This window comes from Streptomyces albicerus (genome assembly GCF_008905045.1).
In the GTDB taxonomy this organism is placed as follows: Bacteria; Actinomycetota; Actinomycetes; order Streptomycetales; family Streptomycetaceae; genus Streptomyces; species Streptomyces albicerus.
The window spans coordinates 9,129-26,518 of the sequence record NZ_VWMY01000061.1 but is presented as its reverse complement, the minus strand read 5'-3'; the positions used below and the strand labels follow the sequence as shown (position 1 = coordinate 26,518).

The window sequence follows — 17,390 nt, the reverse complement described above, 5'->3', positions numbered from 1 at the left end:
TTTGCGCCACAAGCGGTAGGTGGAGGGTGCGGGCGAGTCCCCGCTCCGACAGGAGCCTGGCGCGCCCGCCGGGAGACGGCTTGCGACCACGGCCGCCGCGGCTGCGGGCGCCTGAGAGCTCCGCTCGAAGTCCAGTGCGTCACCTGCGGGTCCGTCGTGGCTGGTCGCGCCCCGCGGCGGAGCCGCAAATGTCGCAGCCCCGCGCCCCTTTGGGACGCTGCCGAACCGCACCGGACTTCGCCGGACCCGCTCAGCCGCGCCCGCCCTCGAGTCGGTCGTCGACGCCGAACCGGCCGTTCGCCCGGTCCGCCTCGCGTAGGGCCGCGCACCGGTCCCGGGGCCCCTCGCTCGTATGCCAGGCGCCGAGCGCGGCGGCGAAGCCCTCCGGATCAGTCCAGTTCCGCTCGATTGGACCACGACTCCCGACGGCCACCCGCCTACGCTGCCGCCCATGCACCCCACCCTTGCCGACGATCTCTCCCGGCTCCCCGAACTCCTGCAGTCCGCGCGCGACTTCGCCGCCCGGGAGGTGTCGGGGCTCGACGTCCGGCCCGTGGCCCACCTGGACAAGGCTCCGGTCGCCGAACCGCTGCCGGCCGGGGGCGCCGGTGCCGAAGGGGCGCTCGCACGGTTCGCGGAGCGATGGGCTCCGGGCTTCTCCGCCTCCGCCGGCCCCCGCTACCTCGGTTTCGTGACCGGCGGCGCGACGCCGGCCGCACTCACCGGCGACTGGCTGACCAGCGCGTACGACCAGAACGCCACAGGCTCGGGCGACTCGACGGCGACCGGTCTGGAGCACGAGACACTGGGCTGGCTGCGGGAGCTGTTCAGGCTGAGCGAGGCGCACAGTGGCGCTTTCGTGACGGGTGCGACCGTCTCGAACACCGTCGGGCTGGCCCTCGCACGGGAGTGGCTGGGCGAGCGGCTGGGAGTCTCTGTGTCCGAGGCGGGTGCGGCCGCGCTCGGCCCGGTCGACGTCCTGTCCGGCAGCCCGCACTCCAGCATTCCCAAGGCCCTGTCCGTCCTCGGCATCGGCCGCGACCGGCTGCGCACGGTCCCGGTGCTGCCAGGCGGCCGTGAGGCCGTCGACGTGACGCGGCTGGCCGAGGCGCTCGAAGTGCTGGACGGGCGCCCGGCCGTCGTCGTGGCCAACGCGGGCACCGTGAACACGGTCGACTTCGACGACCTGCGGGCGATCGCGGAGCTCAAGGAGCGCTACGACTTCTGGCTGCACGTGGACGCCGCCTTCGGCGGTTTCGCCGCGCTGTCCCCGGAGCACGCCCATCTGACCGACGGCCTCGACGCCGCCGACTCGGTCTGCATCGACCTGCACAAGTGGCTCAACGTCCCGTACGACGCGGCCGTGCAGTTCACCCGCCGTCGCGACCTCCAGGTGCGCGTCTTCCACAACGCCTCGCCGTATCTCGGACTGCCCACCGGAGAACCCGACTTCGTGCACCTCACCCCCGAGAACTCGCGCCGCCTGCGGGCTCTCCCCGCCTGGTTCTCGCTCGCCGCGTACGGCCGCGAGGGGCACCGCGAGATCGTCGAGCGGAATGTCCGGCTCGCCCGGCACCTCGGTGACCGGATCCAGGACGTGCCGGGTCTGCGGCTGCTGGCACCGGTCCGGCTGAACGTCGTCTGCTTCACACTCACCGAGGACGCCGGCCAGGAACGGGTGTACGCGCTGGGCCGGGCGATCGCCGAGTCCGGCGAGGCGTTCATGACGCCGACCTTCTACGAGGGGACGCACGCGCTGCGGGCCGCGTTCAGCAACTGGCGTACGTCGGAGGCCGATACGGACCGTGTGATCGGTGCCGTGGAGCGGGCGGTGAGCTCTTTGGGGCGGGTGGCCTGACGGGCAACGGCGGCTGTTGACCGGGGAGTTGGGGCGCGAACGGACCGGCGCAGGGAAGACCTCGAAGGCCCGAACAGCTCTTCCCCCTTGCGTCCCGGTGTGCTTGTCTGGGGGCCGTTTCGGTGGCTGGGGCGGGAGTTGCCGTATGCGCAAGTCGTGGATCACCGGGGTGCTGGTGGGCCTACTGCTGGTCGGGGCGTGCGGTGATCCCGCGTCCGGGCCCGAGGCCGCGCCGCCGCCCACTCCTCCGGCGGCCGGTACGTCACCGTCCTCGACCACGCATCAACGGCCGGCCGCCACACCGGACACCACGGCCGGGACCGAGGCTGCCGAGGCAGAGGCAAAGGCTCCCGGGAAGCGCCCCACCGTCCTCTACCTCGGCGACTCCCTCGCCATGGAGAACCAGAAGGTACTCGGCGGGCTCCTGCGCGACGAGCTGAAAGCGCGCTACACCAGCGCCCCGTACTCGGGCACCACCCTCTGCGACTACCTGGAGGGCACGGCCGAGGACTCGCTCGTCCCGCCGAAGGACAAGGCGGCCGCCCTGGTGCGTACGCTGCGGCCGGACTTCGTGGTGCTGCAGTTCTGGGGCAACGCGTGGGGCTACACCCCCTGCATGGACGGCATCACCTACGACAAGGCGCGGGACAAGTACTTCGCGCGCTACACCGCCGACGCGCGGACGCTGACCGACCAGATCGCGGGTGCGGCGGGCACGGACCGGCCGAGGATCGTGTGGGTGCTCCAGGGCCCGGATCCGATCACTCCCGACCGGGTCCGGCGCGTCAACGCGGTCTACGAGCGGCAGGCGGAGGCTTCCGGGGACCTGCTCGCGGATGCCGGTAAGGCGGTGAGCCCGGCGTCGGCCCGCTACACCTGGACGCAGCACCTGCCGTGCACCGCGTACGAACGCGAGCACCCCCAGTACTGCACCCAGCCGGCCGGCGGCCGCACCGCCCTGCACCGCGACGACGACTACCTGCACTTCTGTCTGGCCCCGACCACCTCGACGCCGAAGCCCTGCCCGGTCCGCTCCCCCGGCATCCTGCGCATCACCCGGGCCATCACCCAGGCGGTCGCCTCGGCGAAGAGCTGACCAAGTCCCCTTGACGCCTCCTCGGCGGCCTCGCTCAAATCGCGCGGCACGGGGCGGAGTCGGACGCGCGGGCGGCCCGGGGTTCGGGTGTAGGTGATCGAGACATGGGCAGAAAGCGCTTGTTCATCAACAATCGGGGTGCTCTTCCTGACCGGGGCGGCGCTGGTCTCGTACTACGGCGTCTGGGGCGTCTCGCCCGGTGACGTCGTCATGCTCAGCGCGTTCCTGACCACGCTCACGAACTCCACGACAACGTTGGCAGGGTTGGCTCCGGTCATCACCAAGGGCCTGGAGTCCGTGCGGTCCGTCGGCGAGGTGCTGCAGGCGCCCGAGCTGGAGGACAACGAGGGCAAGGCACCGCTCGACTCGCTGCGCGGTGCCGTCGAGTTCCAGGGCGTCGGCTATGTGTACGAGGACGCCGGCCGGCCCGCCGTACGGGACTTCAGCCTCTCCGTCGCGCCGGGCGAGACCATCGCGCTCGTCGGTGCCTCGGGCGCGGGGAAGTCCACGGTACTCAGTCTCGTCATCGGGTTCATCCGGCCGACCTCGGGCCGGCTGCTGCTCGACGGGACCGACATGAACACCCTGGATCTGCGCACCTATCGGCGTTTCGTGTCCGTGGTGCCGCAGGAGTCGATCCTGTTCGACGGCACCGTACGGGAGAACGTCGCGTACGGCATGGACGACGCCGACGCCGATGAGGGGACGGTGCGCGCGGCGCTGCGGGACGCCAACGCGCTGGAGTTCGTGGACCGGCTGCCGCATGGGCTCGACACCCTGGTGGGCGAGCACGGGGCACGGCTGTCGGGCGGACAGCGGCAGCGGCTGGCCATCGCGCGGGCCCTCATCCGCAATCCGCGTGTGCTCATCCTCGACGAGGCGACGTCCGCGCTGGACACCCAGTCGGAGGCGCTCGTCCAGCAGGCCCTGGCCCGGCTGGTGCGCGGGCGCACCACCTTCGTGGTGGCGCACCGGCTGTCCACGATCCGGGGTGCGGACCGGATCGTGGTGATGGGGGACGGTGCCGTACGGGAGATCGGGTCGCACGAGGAGCTGATGCGGCGCGGCGGTATGTACACCGCACTGCAGGGCGGCCAGCTCGCCTGACTCGGTGAGGCGGCCGCTCTGCCGGTGGCGGCCACCTCACTCGCCGGCGTAGGCCTTCTCCAAGGCGGCGATGTCGAGCTTGTGCATCTTCATCATCGCTTCCATCGCGCGGCCCGCCTTCTGCTGGTCCGAGTCGCTGATCATGTCGATCAGCCTGGCCGGGACGACCTGCCACGAGAGGCCGAACTTGTCCTTCAGCCAGCCGCAGGGGCCCTCCTCGCCTCCGTCCTCGGTGAGCGTGTTCCAGTAGAAGTCCACCTCGGCCTGGTCCTCACAGCGGATCTCGAAGGAGACGGCCTCGTTGAACTTGAACTGCGGGCCGCCGTTCAGGGCGACGAACTTCTGGCCGTTGGCCTCGAAGTCGACGGTCAGTACGGAACCGGGCTCGCCGGGCCCTGCCTCGGTGTGGCGGAGGATCTTGCCGATGCGGGAGTTCTTGAAGACCGAGACGTAGAAGTTGGCGGCCTCCTCGGCCTGGCCGTCGAACCAGAGACACGTGGTGAATCCGTCGGTGGTCATGGGCACCTCCTGGAGCGGGAACGTTGTCGCCTGTGTAGACGGATCCTCGTGCGGAAACTCATCGGTGGCCCGGACACCAACGCGGGCCTTTCGTTCCGCAGCTCTACGTATGCCGTTTGACCTCGTAGATCGTCTCGGAGACGGGCGCGGGGTGGGGCGTGTCGTGCCACCCGATCTCCTCCGCCCGCTTGACGATGGCCTGACGCGCGGCCATGGCCGCGGCCTCGTCCTCGAAGAAGGCGACGGACAGGCCATTGCCCGTGTCGGGGTCGACGAGGTGATAGGCGGCGTGGACGCCGGGGACGCCGGCCGCCGCTTCCAGCACCCAGTCCCGGTCGTCGTCCGGCATCGGTTCCCACACGGCCACGCGTGCGATCATCGCTTCCTCCGTGGTGTCGTTCTGCTCCGGTCTCGCCCGGTCACCGGCCCACGATGCCAGGCCGGCCGGTACGCCGCGCGCGGCTCGCGGGCGTCGGTGCGGCCGGGGCTCACGGGAGGGAAGTGGCTTGTCCTGACCGTTGACGCCTGGTGGTTCCAGCGGGAGCGTGATGAGTCCTGACGCTTTTTGTCGGTCTCTGATTCAGACACGTTCGTCGGTCTCTGGTTTCTCTCGGACTCTGAGGAGACGGTCATGCGTGGTGTGCCGTTACGAGGCGGGGCGTACGGGCGGCGGAGATTCCTCGGCGGAGCAGCCGCGATGGCCGGGGCGGCGACTCTGGCCGGACGGGCGACTCCGGCCGTGGCGCGAGCCGCCGCCTGGGAGGACGTGATCAACGGGTCCTTCGCAAGCTACGGCGCCTTCGAGGCCGAGTGGAACTACCTCTACCCGTGGGGCTCGGACCACAACGGCAGTGCCCGGATGTACGGCAGCGCGAGCGACCACAACCACATCTATCTGGGCTCCGGCGTCCTCACCCTCAAGGCGTCCCGCATCTCCTGGGACGAGGGGACGAGCAGTTCCCCTCCGCATCTGCCGATCCGCTACCACTCGGGCGCGGTGCACGCGAAGAACCAGATCGTGGTGACCAGCCAGTTCCCCGAGTACGAGGTCAAGGGAGAGTTCCAGGCGCCGAGCGCGGCCGGCACCTGGCCCGCGTTCTGGCTGACCGGTGTCAACAGCTGGCCACCGAAGAGCGACATCCTGGAGTTCAAGGGGGAACTCCAACAACTGGTTCAACACCTTCCGTACATCCTCGGACGTGTCGACGACCATCGTCGGCGTCCCGTCACCGGGCAGCTGGCACACGTACCGCGCCTGGATCACCAAGGTGAACGGCACCGACGTGGACATCCACTACTACCTCGACGGCACCTGGAAGGCCGTCCACCGCGGCGCCGGTTTCGTCGGCAAGCCGCTCTGGCTGATCGTCAACCTCCAGATGGAGGGCTCCTCGGGCAACTCCGGCCCTGGCGGGGACACGTACTACCGTGCAAGGAACGTGTACGTGGGCCGCAACCGCGTCCAATGACGAACCGCATTGCCGGCCGTTGACGGCCTGAGCCGCCGGTGACCACGGCTTTTATTCACGCGACCGGGTCCCCGCACGGAACTAGCATGGCCCGCCATGACCTCCCCGGACGACGACACGATCCAGCCCTTCCGCATCGACATCCCCCAGGCCGACCTCGACGATCTGCACACACGCCTCGACCGGACGCGATGGCCGGACGAACTGCCGGGTGTGGGCTGGGCGTACGGAGTTCCGCGCGACTATCTGCGGGAGCTCGTACGGTACTGGCGGCACGCGTACGACTGGCGTGCGGCGGAGGCCCGGCTCAACGAGTGGCCTCAGTTCACGACGACGATCGACGGGGCGAACGTCCACTTCGCGCACATCCGCTCGCCGGAACCGGACGCGACTCCGCTGATCATCACGCACGGCTGGCCGGGCTCGATCGTCGAATTCCTCGATGTCGTGGGGCCGTTGACCGATCCGCGCGCCCACGGCGGTGATCCGGCCGACGCGTTCCATGTGGTGGTGCCGAGCATTCCGGGCTTCGGCTTCTCCGGACCCACCCGGGACACGGGCTGGGAACTCGGCCGGGTCGCCGCAGCGTTCGCCGAGCTGATGGACCGGCTCGGCTACGGGCGCTTCGGCGCGCAAGGCGGCGACTGGGGCGCGGCGATCTCTCGCGAGCTGGGCCGCGCCCACACCGACCGGATCATCGGCGTCCACCTGAACCTGCTGCCGGGTGCCCAAGCGACCGCCGAACCGGGGGTCGAGGAGCTGGCCGCGCTCAGCCCGCGGGAGCGTGAACGCGCGCTCGCCTCCTGGGAACGCACCCAGGAGTGGACCCGTGAGCGGCAGGGCTACGGCGTCCTCCAGTCGACCCGGCCGCAGACTCTCGCCTATGGGCTCACCGACTCGCCCGTCGGCCAACTCGCCTGGATCGCCGAGAAGTTCAAGGAGTGGACCGACTCGGACGAGCACCCCGAGGACGCCGTCGGCCGGGACCAGCTGCTCACGAACGTGATGCTGTACTGGCTGACCGGGACGGCCGGTTCGTCCGCGCGGATCTACTACGAGCGGGCGCACGCGGACGGTTGGGGCGCACCCGTGCAGCCGTCGACCGCACCGACCGCGCTCGCCGTCTTCCCCAGGGAGAACTTCATCCCGCTGCGGCACGTCGCGGATCGTACGGAGGTCATCGTGCGCTGGACGGAGTTCGACCGGGGCGGGCACTTCGCGGCGATGGAGGAGCCGGATCTGCTCGTCGGGGATGTACGGGCGTTCTTCCGGGACCTTCGGGGATCTCAAGGGGAGCAGAGCGGCCAGAGCGGCGGTGCCGCATGACGCCTTCGCTGCGTGGCATCTTCGACGAGGACGCCGAGTTGTACGACCGGGCGCGGCCCGTCTATCCGCCCGCCCTGGTCGAGGCACTGGCCGCACGCGTAGGGCTGGGCCCGGACAGCCGAGTTCTCGAAGTCGGCCCCGGGACCGGCCAACTGACCGTGCCCCTCGCCGGGTTGGGCTGTCACATCACCGCTGTGGAGCTGGGGCCGTCGATGGCCGCGGTGGCCCGGCGCAATCTGCGGGCCTTCCCGCAGGTGCACGTCGAGGTGGCCGACTTCGAGCAATGGCCCCTGCCCCGCGAGCCCTTCGACCTGATGGTGTCGGCGACGGCGTTCCACTGGCTCGACCCCGCGGTACGGCTCGCCAGGGCGGCGGACGCGCTCCGGCCGGACGGGACGCTCGCCCTCGTCACCACGCACCACGTGGCCGGCGGCAGCATCGACTTCTTCATCGACGTCCAGGAGTGCTACGAGCGCTGGGATCCGGCCACTCCGCCCGGGCTGCGACAGTCGAGTGAGTCCGAAGTGGCCACGGACACAAGGGAGTTCGAGGAGTTCGGCCGGGTCGAGTCACTGCGCTTCGCACAGGAGATCACCTACACCACCCAGGGGTACATCGACCTGCTGCTGACGTACTCGAACCACCGCGCGCTGGAACCGCCCGCACGCCGGGGACTGCTGGACGGTATCCGACAGCTGATCGACACCCGCCACGGCGGCAGCATCACGAAGCGGTACCTGCATGAGCTGATCCTGGTCGGGCGTGGCGAGGGCTACTGACCGACCCGTCCGTCGATGCGCTCCCGGAGGAAGTCCGCGTGGCCGTTGTGCCGCGCGTACTCCTCGATCATGTGCACCAGCACTTCGCGGAGCTCGATCGGCTCGCCGTCGTCGGTGCCGGTGACGCCGAGGTCGGGCGCCTGCTCCACGAACCGTTCAGCGAACGCGACTTCGGTACGCCAGGTGTCCCAGGCCTGCGCGACGACCTTAGGGTCGGGCACCGCGCCGTTGAAGTCGCCGTTCGGGTCCTCCGGGGTGCGGTAGTGGCGTGTGATGTCCTCACCGGCCATGACCCGCCGGAACCAGACCTGCTCCACCCCCGCGAGGTGGCGCACCAGCCCCAGCAACGACAGATTCGACGGCTCGACCGAACGCCGCGCCATCCCCTCGGCATCGAGCCCGGCGCACTTCATCTCGAACGTCAGCCGCTGGTCCCGCAGATACCCGAGGATCGTGGCCCGTTCCCCAACGAACCCCCCTTCGCTCCGCGGATCCTCATCGGGATCGAGGAACATGTCCCACCACCCGAAACTCCGCTCGGGCTGCGCTTGCTTCGCCGGCTCCGGTTCAAAGGTGTCCGCCATATGGGTGAGCATCCGACGTGTGCAGGAGATCCGCCACCGAGTTTCCGCTCACTGGTAGCTGGCGGCCGCGCTCGTCGTCGTGTCGGACGACGTGTAGGCGGGCGGCAACTCGGAGGAGGCCTCGGGAGCGGGTTCTGTCGTCGGGGGTTCGGAGGACGGGGACTCCGGTTGGGGTGCCGGTGACGAAGGGGTGGACGGCGTGGACGGGCAGAGGCTCGCCGAGCCGTCGGGCGTCGGTGAGGACACGCACGGAGACGGGGAACTCGGCGAGGGCGGCAGGGAACTCACCGACGGGGAGGGCTGCTTGGCCGGCGGAGCCGTCTTCTGGTCCTTGCCGCCCGTGTCGCCCTTGTGGCGTTTGATCCAGTCGCCGTTGTCCGGGTCGTAGATCACGAAGATGTTGATGACCTGGGGCGCGGGCGCGACGACCACGACGTTCGAGGACCGGTACGACGGCCAGGAGTCGCCGGTCCTCTTCGGTGTGCTCTTCAGCGCGACCGGAGGCAGCAGCGGATTGCCGCAGGCGCAGCGCACCCGGGGCACACCGCGGTCGTCGACGAGGACCGCGGTGCCGGACTGGAGGACCGCCTGGTAGCTGGTGGGCTTGCCGTCACGGTAGCCGTGGTTGGTGACGCGGGTGTCCATCCGCAGCTGTACGGGGGTGAGCGAGCGCAGGTATGCGGGGACGCCGGAGGGCTGCAGGCCCAGGACGGAGGCGAACGCCTGGTTCTTGGCCGGAGCCTGCTGGAGCGCGGAGATCTGTTTCTCCACGTCGCAGCTGGCCACCTTGCGTGTACCGCCGTAGAGGCCGGGTGCCGAACCGTCCACGCCCCGCGTCACGTTGGCGGATTCCGGGGTGTCCGTCGGCGAAGGTGTCACGGGTGCGGTGGAGCTCTCCTTGGCCGTCGACTCGGTGAACGGGTCTGGACCCGACTTGCCCGCGGCCTGGAGGAAGACCTCGCCACCCGAGCCCGACGTGCCGTCGGAACGGGTGAAGACGACAACCAGGGTCACGGCGGCCACGACCGCGGCGGCGATGACGGCGACGCGCGGCGCCGACTTCCACCAGGCCCGGTCGGGGCCCTTGCCGGAGCCCTCACCTGGCTCGCCGGGACCGAGCGGGCCACTCGGACCGCCCGGGCCACCGCCGGATGGGGGACCTGAAGGACCGCCACCCGAGTCGCCACCCGACGGGCCCAACGGAGCGCGCTCGCCCGGAGGGGGCGTGGGACCCGGCTGTGTCGGCCCCGACAAGGGGCCGGAAGGCGGTCCTGTGGGGCGGCCGGAGGACGGCGGTTCGACGCTCACGAGCTCTTCTTCCCGGCGTAGGGATCCCGCGGCACTTCACGCACTTTGTGCCACTTTCTTCCACAACGAGCCCATTGTGTGCTCCGGTCCCGTACCGGCCGCAAGCCGACGCGGTCGGCCCTCTCGGCGGGCGCGCAGCCGAAGGCCTGCTTAGCGTGGCAGGGTGAGCCTCCAGACAGCCCCCGACCAGGTAACAGTGGCCCGCCACGGCTGGGTGCAGGCGCTGGCGACGGTCCTGGCCGGGCTGATCGCCATGGTCGTGGTCGCCGCCCTCGGGCTGTGGGCGGCCGGGGCCGCCGATCTGCCGGACGGCGCCTTCCCGCGTGTCGTGGCGGCCACCGTCGTGGTGGCGGTCGGCGGCTCGGTGGAGTTCGCCGGGAACGCCGGGGCGATCGCCGAGACCCGGGCGGGACTGACGGTCATCCCCCTGTCGGTGACACTGACCGGCGTCCTGGTCGTCGCCGCCGGTTTCCTCCGGCCGCTGCGCCACCGAGCCGTCGCCGGGGCCCCCGAACTGGCGAGCTGGGCCGCCAGGATCGCCTTCCTGTGGCTCCTCGCGCTGACCGCCGTCGCGCTGTCGGCCCGCCAGACCTTCGCGATCTCGCTCGGCGAGGGCACGCTCTCCGACATCGGCGAGCTGTTCGGCGCGTCGTCGCCCCGGGTCGGCTTCAAGGCCGATGTGCCGGTGACGCTGTCCTACGGCCTCCTGTGGCTGGCAGCCGTCCTCGTCCTGGCGCTGCTCGTCTCGCCCAGGGCCCCGCTGCCGCCCCGGCTGCTGCGTTTCCAGGAGTCGGTACGGCCCGCCGCGTACGCCATGGTCGTGCTGCTGCTCGCGTACGTCGCCCTGGGTGTGGTCATCGCCCTGGTGGTGGCGGCGACGCGCGGTCATGCGGCAGAGACGCTCGCCGTGATCCTCCTCGGGCTGCCGAACCTCGTCTGGCTCGCCTTCACGATCGGTCTGGGCGGGTCCTGGGAAGGCCGCGTCGAGGGGCCGTTCGGGCTGCCGATGCCGCACGTGCTGGACATCGTGCTGCGTACGCCGGACATCTCGACCCTCAACCTGCGGACGCTGTCCGAGCAGGACGGCAAAGTGTGGTGGCTCGTCGTCGTCAACGCGGTACTGCTGCTCGGGGTCGCTTTCCTGATGGTCTCGCGTTCCCCGGCCCGGATGCGGGCCTGGCAGCACGCCCTGCACATGGCGGTCGCGCTCGTTCTCACCGTGCTCACGGTCTGCCTCATCGGCCGTATCGACGCGCACTACGGCTTGTCGCTGCTCGGCATCGGAGACGTCGGAAGCGGGCTGTCCGGCGACCTCTTCCTGCGCCCCCGGCTGTGGGGCACCCTCGGTTTCGCCGTGCTCTGGGGGCTGGTCACCGGCTTCGCGGGCGCGCTGCTCGCCTCACGGATGCACCGGCACGGCGAGGTGGAGAATCCGAAGGTCTGAGTTCCCGCGCCCCTAAGGGGCGCGGGGAACGCGACCAGCCCACCACAACCCGCGCTTACCCACCGGCCCCAGGCGAAGCCTCACCGAGATCAACGAGGAAACACCGGCCGCGCCCAGCCCGGCGGTTCGGGCGGCGGCCCCACCCGCTCGGGCGCCCCCACGACGCGGAGATCCACCTGAGTGGGCGCGTGCCCCGCCGCCGCGGCCCCGGTCGCGGCGGAGCGCAACGCGGCCACGAAGGCGAGGCAGGAGTCGTACCGGTCGTCGGGGCTCTTGGCGAGGGCCTTCACCATGACTCCGTCGACGAGGGCGGCGAGGTCGGGGCGCTGCTCGGTCAGCGGGGGCGGCTGGTCGTACTGGTGGGCCCACAACAGGGCCATGTCGTCGTCCCGTTGGAACGGCGGCCGGCCGGCCAGTGTCTCGTGGACGACGCAGGCGAGGCTGTACACGTCGCAGCGTCCGTCGACCGGGCGCCCGGAGATCTGCTCGGGCGCCACGTAGTCGAGTGTGCCGACGAACTGGCCGACCGTGGTGAACCCGGTCAGGGACAGCGACTTCTTCGTGAGACCGAAGTCGGTGAGGTAGACGTGCTCGGGGTGGTCGCTGTCCGTGCCTGCCGCGACCAGGATGTTGCCAGGTTTGACGTCCCGGTGGACCAGGCCGTGGTCGTGGGCGGCGTCGAGCGCGGACGCCACCTGGCCGGCGATGCGGGTGGCCACCGCGATGGCCAACGGCCCCTCACGGTCGAGGAGATGACGCAGGTCGCGGCCTGCGACGTACCGCATGGCAATGTAGAGGACGCCGTCGGTCTCGCCCGCCTCGAAGACCGGCACGATGTGCGGGTGATCGATCGCGGCGGCCACCCGCGACTCGTGCGTGAAGCGTTTGCGGAAGGTGTCGTTGCGGGCCAGTTCCGGTGCGAGCAACTTCAGGGCGACCGTGCGGTCGAGCCGCAGATCCTTGGCGCGGTAGACGACGGCCATGCCGCCCCGGCCGATCTCGCGCTCGATCCGGTAGCCCGCGATCTGCTTGCCGATCAGGTCGGAGGGCCGACCCGAGTACAGGCTCGTGTCGTGCGGCATCAGCCGTCACCGTCGCCCGTGACGAGCCGGGTGGGGGCGTGGTCCGCGTCCCCCGCGTTCCTGGGCGGTCCCGAATTTCCCACCACCTGCGTGGGCTCCGGCCCGATGTCCCGCACGACCTGTGTCGGCTCGGGGTCGCCGGAGGCAGGCGACTCGGGACGACCGGCGGCGGGCCGCTCCGGACCGGCCTCGGCGGGCGGTTCCGGTGTCGCATAGGTACTCAGCCGTGTGCCGTCGCAGTACACCCACCGCTCGTGCTCGGCCTCGTACAGCCACACGGCCTCCCCGTCGACGACGATCCCGACCCGCAGCCCCTGCGTACGGCCGTGGAAGGACTCCCCGTCCAGGTGTCCGGCCGCGAACTCCTCGACCGTCTGCCGGTAGCGGCCCACCGTCTCCTCGACGCGGGCGAGCAGCGGGCGCGGGTCCGCGGTGCGGGCGAGGGGCTGTCCGGCGGCCGGCGGGTCCTGCGGTACGGCGACCAGCAGGCGGCCGTCGACCCACGCGGACCAGCCGTTGGCGCAGACGACGTGTCCCCAGTCACCGCGCCGCTCGACGAGACGGACCGGCAGGAGGGCGTCGAGCGGCACGGTGGGCCTGGTGGGATCCGGGGCCTCCCAGGCCGGCATGCCGTCCCCGGGGACGACGTGCGTGGGGCGGAAGTCGGGGATTGTCGTCATCGCGCCTGCTTCCTGTTTCCTACTTCCGCATGACTTCCGGTTCGTGCCGCCTCAGCAGCCGGGCGACCGCGTATCCGAAGACGGTCGCGAGGACGACGAGCATGCCCATGTTGAGCAGCCACACGCCCACCGAGTGCTTGAACAGCGGGTCGGCGGTGAGGTCGCCCGGCACGAGCCGGGCCAGCCCGATGGTGCCCGCCATCGCGCCGAGCGCCCAGCGCGACGGCACCAGCCACGACAGCTGCTCGATGCCGGGGACGCCGTCGAGCTTCAGCAGCGCGCCGCAGAACACGACCTGGACGATGGCGAGGAGCACGAGCAGCGGCATCGTGACCTCCTCCTTGCGCACCAGCGCGGAGACGAGGAGGCCGAGCATCATCGCGGTGAAGGCGAGCAGCGCGACGGCGACCGTGATCTCGACGAGCGGCGCCATGACCACGCCCTCGCCGCCGGGCGCGTTCAGGTCGACGCCGAGCAGCGCCACCAGGGTCAGGACGACGGCCTGGAGGACGGTGATCGCGCCGAGGACGACGACCTTGGACATCAGGTACGCCGATCTGGACAGGCCGACGGCCCGTTCGCGCTGGTAGATCACGCGTTCCTTGACCAGTTCCCGCACGGCGTTGGCCGCGCCCGTCAGAACTCCGCCGACGCAGAGGATGAGCAGCGCGTTCATCGCCGTCTCCTGCGTCAGCTTGCTTCCGGCCAGTGCCCTGGCCATGGCTCCCATCACGAACGGCAGGGCGATCATGATGGCGAGGAACGTCCGGTCGGCGCTGAGCGCGGCCGCGTACCGGCGCACCAGCGTGCCCAGCTGGGAGCCCCAGCTCTGGGCCTTGGGCGGCCGGGGAACGGTGCCGGGGGCCGGGACGGCCTGAGCGAGGTGCGGCTGGGCGGTGGAGTTGACGATGTACTGCCGGTGCTGGAGCGACTCGCGGTACTCGCCGGCCCAGTCCCGGTCGTGGTCCCGCTCGAAGGCCTCGAACGCCTCGGGCCACTGCTCGTAGCCGAAGAAGTCGAGGGTCTCGTCGGGCGGCCCGTAGTAGGCGACCTTGCCGCCGGGTGCGAGCACGAGCAGCCGGTCGCAGACGTCGAGGCTGAGCACACTGTGCGTGACCACGATGACGGTACGGCCGTCGTCGGCCAGCCCGCGCAGCATGTGCATCACCGAGCGGTCCATGCCGGGGTCGAGGCCGGAGGTCGGCTCGTCGAGGAAGAGCAGCGAGGGCTTGGTGAGCAGTTCGAGGGCCACGCTGACGCGCTTGCGCTGGCCGCCGGAGAGGCTGTGGATGGGCTGCCCGGCGCGCTGCTCCAGGCCGAGCTCGCGCAGGACCTCGTCGACCCTGGCCCGGCGCTCGGCCTTCGCGGTGTCCTGCGGGAAGCGCAGCTCGGCGGCGTAGGCGAGGGCCCGTCGCACGGTCAGCTGGGCGTGCAGGATGTCGTCCTGCGGTACCAGGCCGATGCGCTGGCGGAGCTCGGCGTAGTCCCGGTACAGGTCGCGGCCGTCGTACAGGACCGTGCCACGGTCGGCGGGGCGCTGCCCGGTCAGGGCGTTCAGCAGCGTGGACTTTCCGGCGCCACTGGGACCCACGACGGCGAGCAGGCACTTCTCGCCGACGGGGAAGGAGACCCGGTCGAGGAGCGTTTTGCGGCCCCGGTCGACGGCGACCGACAGGTCCTGTACGTCGAGCGAGACCTCGCCGGTGTCGACGTACTCCTGCAGCTGGTCGCCGACCAGGCAGAACGCCGAGTGGCCGATCCCGACGATGTCGCCCTCGGCGATCCCGGCGCGGGTGACGGGCTGCCCGTTGAGGAATGTGCCGTTGTGACTGCCCAGGTCGACGATCTCGTACGTCCCGTCCGCAAGCGCGCGAAGCTCTGCGTGCCGCCTGGAGACGACCAGGTCGTCGATGACCAGGTCGTTGTCGCCGCCGCGGCCGATGCGGACGGTGCGGGCGGGCAGCGGACGGACGGTCGTGGGCTGCCGGAAGGTGCCGGTCGCGGCGGGCATCGAGACGGCGGAGGGACGCTCGGGCGTGGGCGGTGGCCGGCCGACGAGCACGGCGCACGGCCCGTCGGAAGGGTTGCCGAAGCGGATGACGCTGCCAGGGCCGACGTCCCACTCGTGGACGCGGCGGCCGTCGGCGTACGTGCCGTTGGTGCTGTTCTCGTCCTCGATCGTCCAGTGGTCGGCGTCGGGCCGCAGGACCGCGTGGTGCCAGGAGACCCGGGCGTCGTCGAGAACGATGTCGCTGAGCGGGTCGCGGCCGAGGTGATAGGCGTGGTTCGGGGTCATCACCGTGGAGCCCGTCTCGGTTTCGAGGACGAGTTCGGGCGCCGCAGACCGCTCTCCCATGCCTGAATTCTAGCTATTCGTTCACATCTGCGCCCACTGCGCACGGTCGATCTGCGCCCACTGCGCACGGTCGGCGGGAGCCGCGCCCGAGCGGCCCCGCCGGGACTCCGCCGGGATCAGGCGGCCGGGACGGACAGGAACGGAAGCGTGCGCTGCATCCGCAGGGCGTCGACCGACTCCGCGAGCAGCTCGTATTCGGTGGTGTCGTCGCTCATGGCGATGCGGATGAGATGCCCGGCGGCCAACTCCTCGGCGGCCAGCTCCTGTTGAGTGATGTCACCGCACCATGCGCGCAGCACACCGGGAACGTCCGGGGCCGTGTTCGCGACGGGTGCCATCGAGTTCGGCGGGAAGTACGGGGCATCGGGGTTCGGATCGAGGCGCTCGGCTATCCATGACGCCCGGTCCCGTAACCACCACATCGCCAGCGCCAAGGTGGGCGCTCGGTATGTACCGAGCGGTACGCCGACCCACATACCTCCGCACACTCCATACGCGGTGACATGGCAAAGGAATTCGTCGTGCACGATCGCTCCCCCATTGCATCCGCTTGCTGCCGGTCCGGCCTCTCTTTCCTGCGGCTCGCTTGCTGTGCACGATGGCGCTGTTCTACAGATGGTTCGCCTGGCGGTTTCCCAGTCGGTTTCCTGGTCGGTTCTCGGGGCGTTTTCCGGGCGGCGCTCCGGATGGTGAATGGCCCCAGCATTCAAGTATCACCACTCCTGACACACTGTCACCATGCCTTTCCGGCCAGTCTCCTGGCATATTCACGGCGTCGATTGGCCGAAACGGCACGGGCCGCGCGGGCCCCGGTCCCACGAGCACTCCATCCAAGGGGTACGGGCTCATTACCCGAGGGGTAATCGACGGGCCGGGCGGCGGCGGGCATGGTTGCGGTACCGGATCCCGAGAACGTTCGATCCGGGCCCTGACCAGCACGTACGACGTCGATGGAGGCTGATCGCCCATGTCCGCGAACGAGGACCGTCAGGACCGATACGAGAGTGCCGTCGCCCGTTACTTCGAGGCCTGGAACGCGGGCGAGGACGAGGCCCTCGCGAAGGCCGTGGCCGCCGCCTGGACCGTGGACGGCAGCTACACCGACCCGCTCGCCGACGTCCGCGGACACGACGGCATCGCGGCCGTGATCGCCGCGGCCCATGAGCAGTTCCCCGGCTTCGCCTTCCGGCTGACCGGCGCCGTGGACGGGCACCACGACATCGCGCGCTTCGGCTGGGAGCTGGTCAGCACCGCGGACGGGTCGGCACCGGTCGCCGGGTTCGACGTGATCTCCCTGGACGCCGACGGGCGGATACGGAGCGTGCACGGATTCCTGGACCGGGTGCCCACCGGGGCGTGACACGGCGTCCGCGATGAGTTTTGCCGCGCCCGATGGTCTCGTATGTGAGAAAGCACCAGTGTGAGACCGCCGGGAAAGCAGGGGAAATCATGAACACGGACACCGAACTGGATCAGCAATTCACTGCCGTACTTCAGAAGAGCCCCGAAAAGGGCGGCTGGACATATCTCATCTGGCCCGAGTCCGTCGGGTTCTTCGGCACCCGGGGTCTGGTCAAGGTCCGCGGGACGATCGACGGCCATCCCTTCCGGAGCTCGTTCATGGCCCTCGGCGACGGCACCCACAAGCTTCCCGTCAAGGCCGACGTACGCAAGGCGATCGGCAAGGAGGCCGGGGACACCGTGACCGTACGTCTGCAGGAGCGCATCACGGACTGAACCGCTCCCTTTCTTGTGGGCGTCTTGTGGGGGTGGTTCTCGTGG

At 70.5% G+C, this 17,390-nt stretch carries 17 protein-coding genes and 1 pseudogene; 9 read left to right on the top strand and 9 right to left on the bottom strand.

Features of this window, described 5'->3' with window-relative positions; translation table 11 throughout:
* Positions 1–451 precede the first annotated feature (451 nt).
* From GAS53_RS41300 to GAS53_RS41290, 3 genes and pseudogenes are all read left to right on the top strand, one after another.
* Positions 452–1,858 carry a pyridoxal phosphate-dependent decarboxylase family protein gene (locus GAS53_RS41300; RefSeq protein WP_151482909.1) on the top strand — a complete coding sequence of 469 codons (1,407 nt, stop codon included), beginning with the start codon at positions 452–454 and terminating at the stop codon, positions 1,856–1,858.
* A 145-nt stretch (positions 1,859–2,003) separates the two neighbouring features.
* Positions 2,004–2,954, top strand: a complete 951-nt coding sequence (locus GAS53_RS41295; RefSeq protein ID WP_151482908.1) for an SGNH/GDSL hydrolase family protein — start codon at positions 2,004–2,006, stop codon at positions 2,952–2,954.
* Positions 2,955–3,089: 135 nt separating this feature from the next.
* Positions 3,090–4,061: pseudogene (locus tag GAS53_RS41290) on the top strand (ABC transporter ATP-binding protein); the annotation flags it as partial.
* Between the two features lie 36 nt (positions 4,062–4,097).
* On the opposite strand, the gene GAS53_RS41285 reads toward GAS53_RS41290, so the two are convergent.
* From GAS53_RS41285 to GAS53_RS57030, 3 genes are all read right to left on the bottom strand, one after another.
* Positions 4,098–4,580 (bottom strand): VOC family protein, encoded by a 483-nt coding sequence (locus GAS53_RS41285; RefSeq protein WP_151482907.1) that lies wholly within the window; start codon positions 4,578–4,580, stop codon positions 4,098–4,100.
* A gap of 103 nt (positions 4,581–4,683) precedes the next feature.
* The gene (locus tag GAS53_RS41280; protein WP_151482906.1) at positions 4,684–4,959 is read right to left on the bottom strand and encodes a hypothetical protein; all 276 of its coding nucleotides are present in this window, start codon (positions 4,957–4,959) and stop codon (positions 4,684–4,686) included.
* A 602-nt stretch (positions 4,960–5,561) separates the two neighbouring features.
* On the bottom strand, positions 5,562–5,732 hold the full coding sequence (locus GAS53_RS57030) for a hypothetical protein (protein ID WP_225859404.1): 171 nt from the start codon (positions 5,730–5,732) through the stop codon (positions 5,562–5,564).
* A 47-nt stretch (positions 5,733–5,779) separates the two neighbouring features.
* Between GAS53_RS57030 and GAS53_RS57025 the strand changes: the two genes are divergently transcribed.
* The 3 genes from GAS53_RS57025 (at position 5,780) to GAS53_RS41265 (ending at position 8,154) form a co-directional block, all read left to right on the top strand.
* On the top strand, positions 5,780–6,049 hold the full coding sequence (locus tag GAS53_RS57025) for a hypothetical protein (protein ID WP_225859403.1): 270 nt from the start codon (positions 5,780–5,782) through the stop codon (positions 6,047–6,049).
* A 96-nt stretch (positions 6,050–6,145) separates the two neighbouring features.
* A complete protein-coding gene (locus GAS53_RS41270) occupies positions 6,146–7,375 on the top strand; it encodes an epoxide hydrolase family protein (protein WP_151482905.1) in 1,230 nt (409 codons plus the stop codon).
* Positions 7,372–8,154, top strand: a complete 783-nt coding sequence (locus GAS53_RS41265; protein WP_151482904.1) for a class I SAM-dependent methyltransferase — start codon at positions 7,372–7,374, stop codon at positions 8,152–8,154. The genes GAS53_RS41270 and GAS53_RS41265 overlap by 4 nt, the downstream gene beginning before the upstream one ends.
* On the opposite strand, the gene GAS53_RS41260 is transcribed toward GAS53_RS41265, so the two are convergent.
* Positions 8,148–8,669, bottom strand: a complete 522-nt coding sequence (locus GAS53_RS41260; protein ID WP_151482946.1) for a DinB family protein — start codon at positions 8,667–8,669, stop codon at positions 8,148–8,150. The genes GAS53_RS41265 and GAS53_RS41260 overlap by 7 nt on opposite strands.
* A 117-nt stretch (positions 8,670–8,786) precedes the next feature.
* Entirely contained in the window at positions 8,787–10,046 is a 1,260-nt protein-coding gene (locus GAS53_RS41255) for a DUF6777 domain-containing protein (protein WP_151482903.1), read from the bottom strand.
* Between the two features lie 163 nt (positions 10,047–10,209).
* On the opposite strand from GAS53_RS41255, the gene GAS53_RS41250 reads away from it, so the two are divergent.
* Positions 10,210–11,490, top strand: a complete 1,281-nt coding sequence (locus GAS53_RS41250) for a streptophobe family protein (RefSeq protein ID WP_151482902.1) — start codon at positions 10,210–10,212, stop codon at positions 11,488–11,490.
* Between the two features lie 89 nt (positions 11,491–11,579).
* Here GAS53_RS41250 and GAS53_RS41245 read toward each other — a convergent pair whose 3' ends face one another.
* From GAS53_RS41245 to GAS53_RS41230, 4 genes are all read right to left on the bottom strand, one after another.
* Complete coding sequence (locus GAS53_RS41245) at positions 11,580–12,572, bottom strand: serine/threonine-protein kinase (protein WP_151482901.1); 993 nt, start codon at positions 12,570–12,572, stop codon at positions 11,580–11,582.
* Complete coding sequence (locus GAS53_RS41240) at positions 12,572–13,252, bottom strand: SH3 domain-containing protein (protein WP_151482900.1); 681 nt, start codon at positions 13,250–13,252, stop codon at positions 12,572–12,574. Before GAS53_RS41240 ends, GAS53_RS41245 begins: the two co-directional genes overlap by 1 nt.
* A 19-nt stretch (positions 13,253–13,271) precedes the next feature.
* Complete coding sequence (locus GAS53_RS41235; protein ID WP_151482899.1) at positions 13,272–15,608, bottom strand: ABC transporter ATP-binding protein/permease; 2,337 nt, start codon at positions 15,606–15,608, stop codon at positions 13,272–13,274.
* A 116-nt stretch (positions 15,609–15,724) separates the two neighbouring features.
* Positions 15,725–16,135 carry a hypothetical protein gene (locus GAS53_RS41230; RefSeq protein WP_151482898.1) on the bottom strand — a complete coding sequence of 137 codons (411 nt, stop codon included), beginning with the start codon at positions 16,133–16,135 and terminating at the stop codon, positions 15,725–15,727.
* Positions 16,136–16,575: 440 nt separating this feature from the next.
* Between GAS53_RS41230 and GAS53_RS41225 the strand changes: the two genes are divergently transcribed.
* On the top strand, positions 16,576–16,968 hold the full coding sequence (locus GAS53_RS41225; RefSeq protein ID WP_151482897.1) for a nuclear transport factor 2 family protein: 393 nt from the start codon (positions 16,576–16,578) through the stop codon (positions 16,966–16,968).
* An 89-nt stretch (positions 16,969–17,057) separates the two neighbouring features.
* Positions 17,058–17,345: a DUF1905 domain-containing protein gene (locus GAS53_RS41220; protein ID WP_151482896.1), complete on the top strand. Its 288-nt coding sequence runs from the start codon at positions 17,058–17,060 to the stop codon at positions 17,343–17,345.
* Positions 17,346–17,390 lie beyond the last annotated feature (45 nt).

Bases quoted from the DNA above. Each gene is read 5' to 3' on its own strand.
- GAS53_RS41300 (WP_151482909.1), top strand. From the start codon at position 452: ATGCACCCCACCCTTGCCGACGATCTCTCCCGGCTCCCCGAACTCCTG.
- GAS53_RS41295 (WP_151482908.1), top strand. From the start codon at position 2,004: ATGCGCAAGTCGTGGATCACCGGGGTGCTGGTGGGCCTACTGCTGGTC.
- GAS53_RS41285 (WP_151482907.1), bottom strand. From the start codon at position 4,580: ATGACCACCGACGGATTCACCACGTGTCTCTGGTTCGACGGCCAGGCC.
- GAS53_RS41280 (WP_151482906.1), bottom strand. From the start codon at position 4,959: ATGATCGCACGCGTGGCCGTGTGGGAACCGATGCCGGACGACGACCGG.
- GAS53_RS41270 (WP_151482905.1), top strand. From the start codon at position 6,146: ATGACCTCCCCGGACGACGACACGATCCAGCCCTTCCGCATCGACATC.
- GAS53_RS41265 (WP_151482904.1), top strand. From the start codon at position 7,372: ATGACGCCTTCGCTGCGTGGCATCTTCGACGAGGACGCCGAGTTGTAC.
- GAS53_RS41260 (WP_151482946.1), bottom strand. From the start codon at position 8,669: ATGTTCCTCGATCCCGATGAGGATCCGCGGAGCGAAGGGGGGTTCGTT.
- GAS53_RS41245 (WP_151482901.1), bottom strand. From the start codon at position 12,572: ATGCCGCACGACACGAGCCTGTACTCGGGTCGGCCCTCCGACCTGATC.
- GAS53_RS41240 (WP_151482900.1), bottom strand. From the start codon at position 13,252: ATGACGACAATCCCCGACTTCCGCCCCACGCACGTCGTCCCCGGGGAC.
- GAS53_RS41235 (WP_151482899.1), bottom strand. From the start codon at position 15,608: ATGGGAGAGCGGTCTGCGGCGCCCGAACTCGTCCTCGAAACCGAGACG.
- GAS53_RS41225 (WP_151482897.1), top strand. From the start codon at position 16,576: ATGTCCGCGAACGAGGACCGTCAGGACCGATACGAGAGTGCCGTCGCC.
- GAS53_RS41220 (WP_151482896.1), top strand. From the start codon at position 17,058: ATGAACACGGACACCGAACTGGATCAGCAATTCACTGCCGTACTTCAG.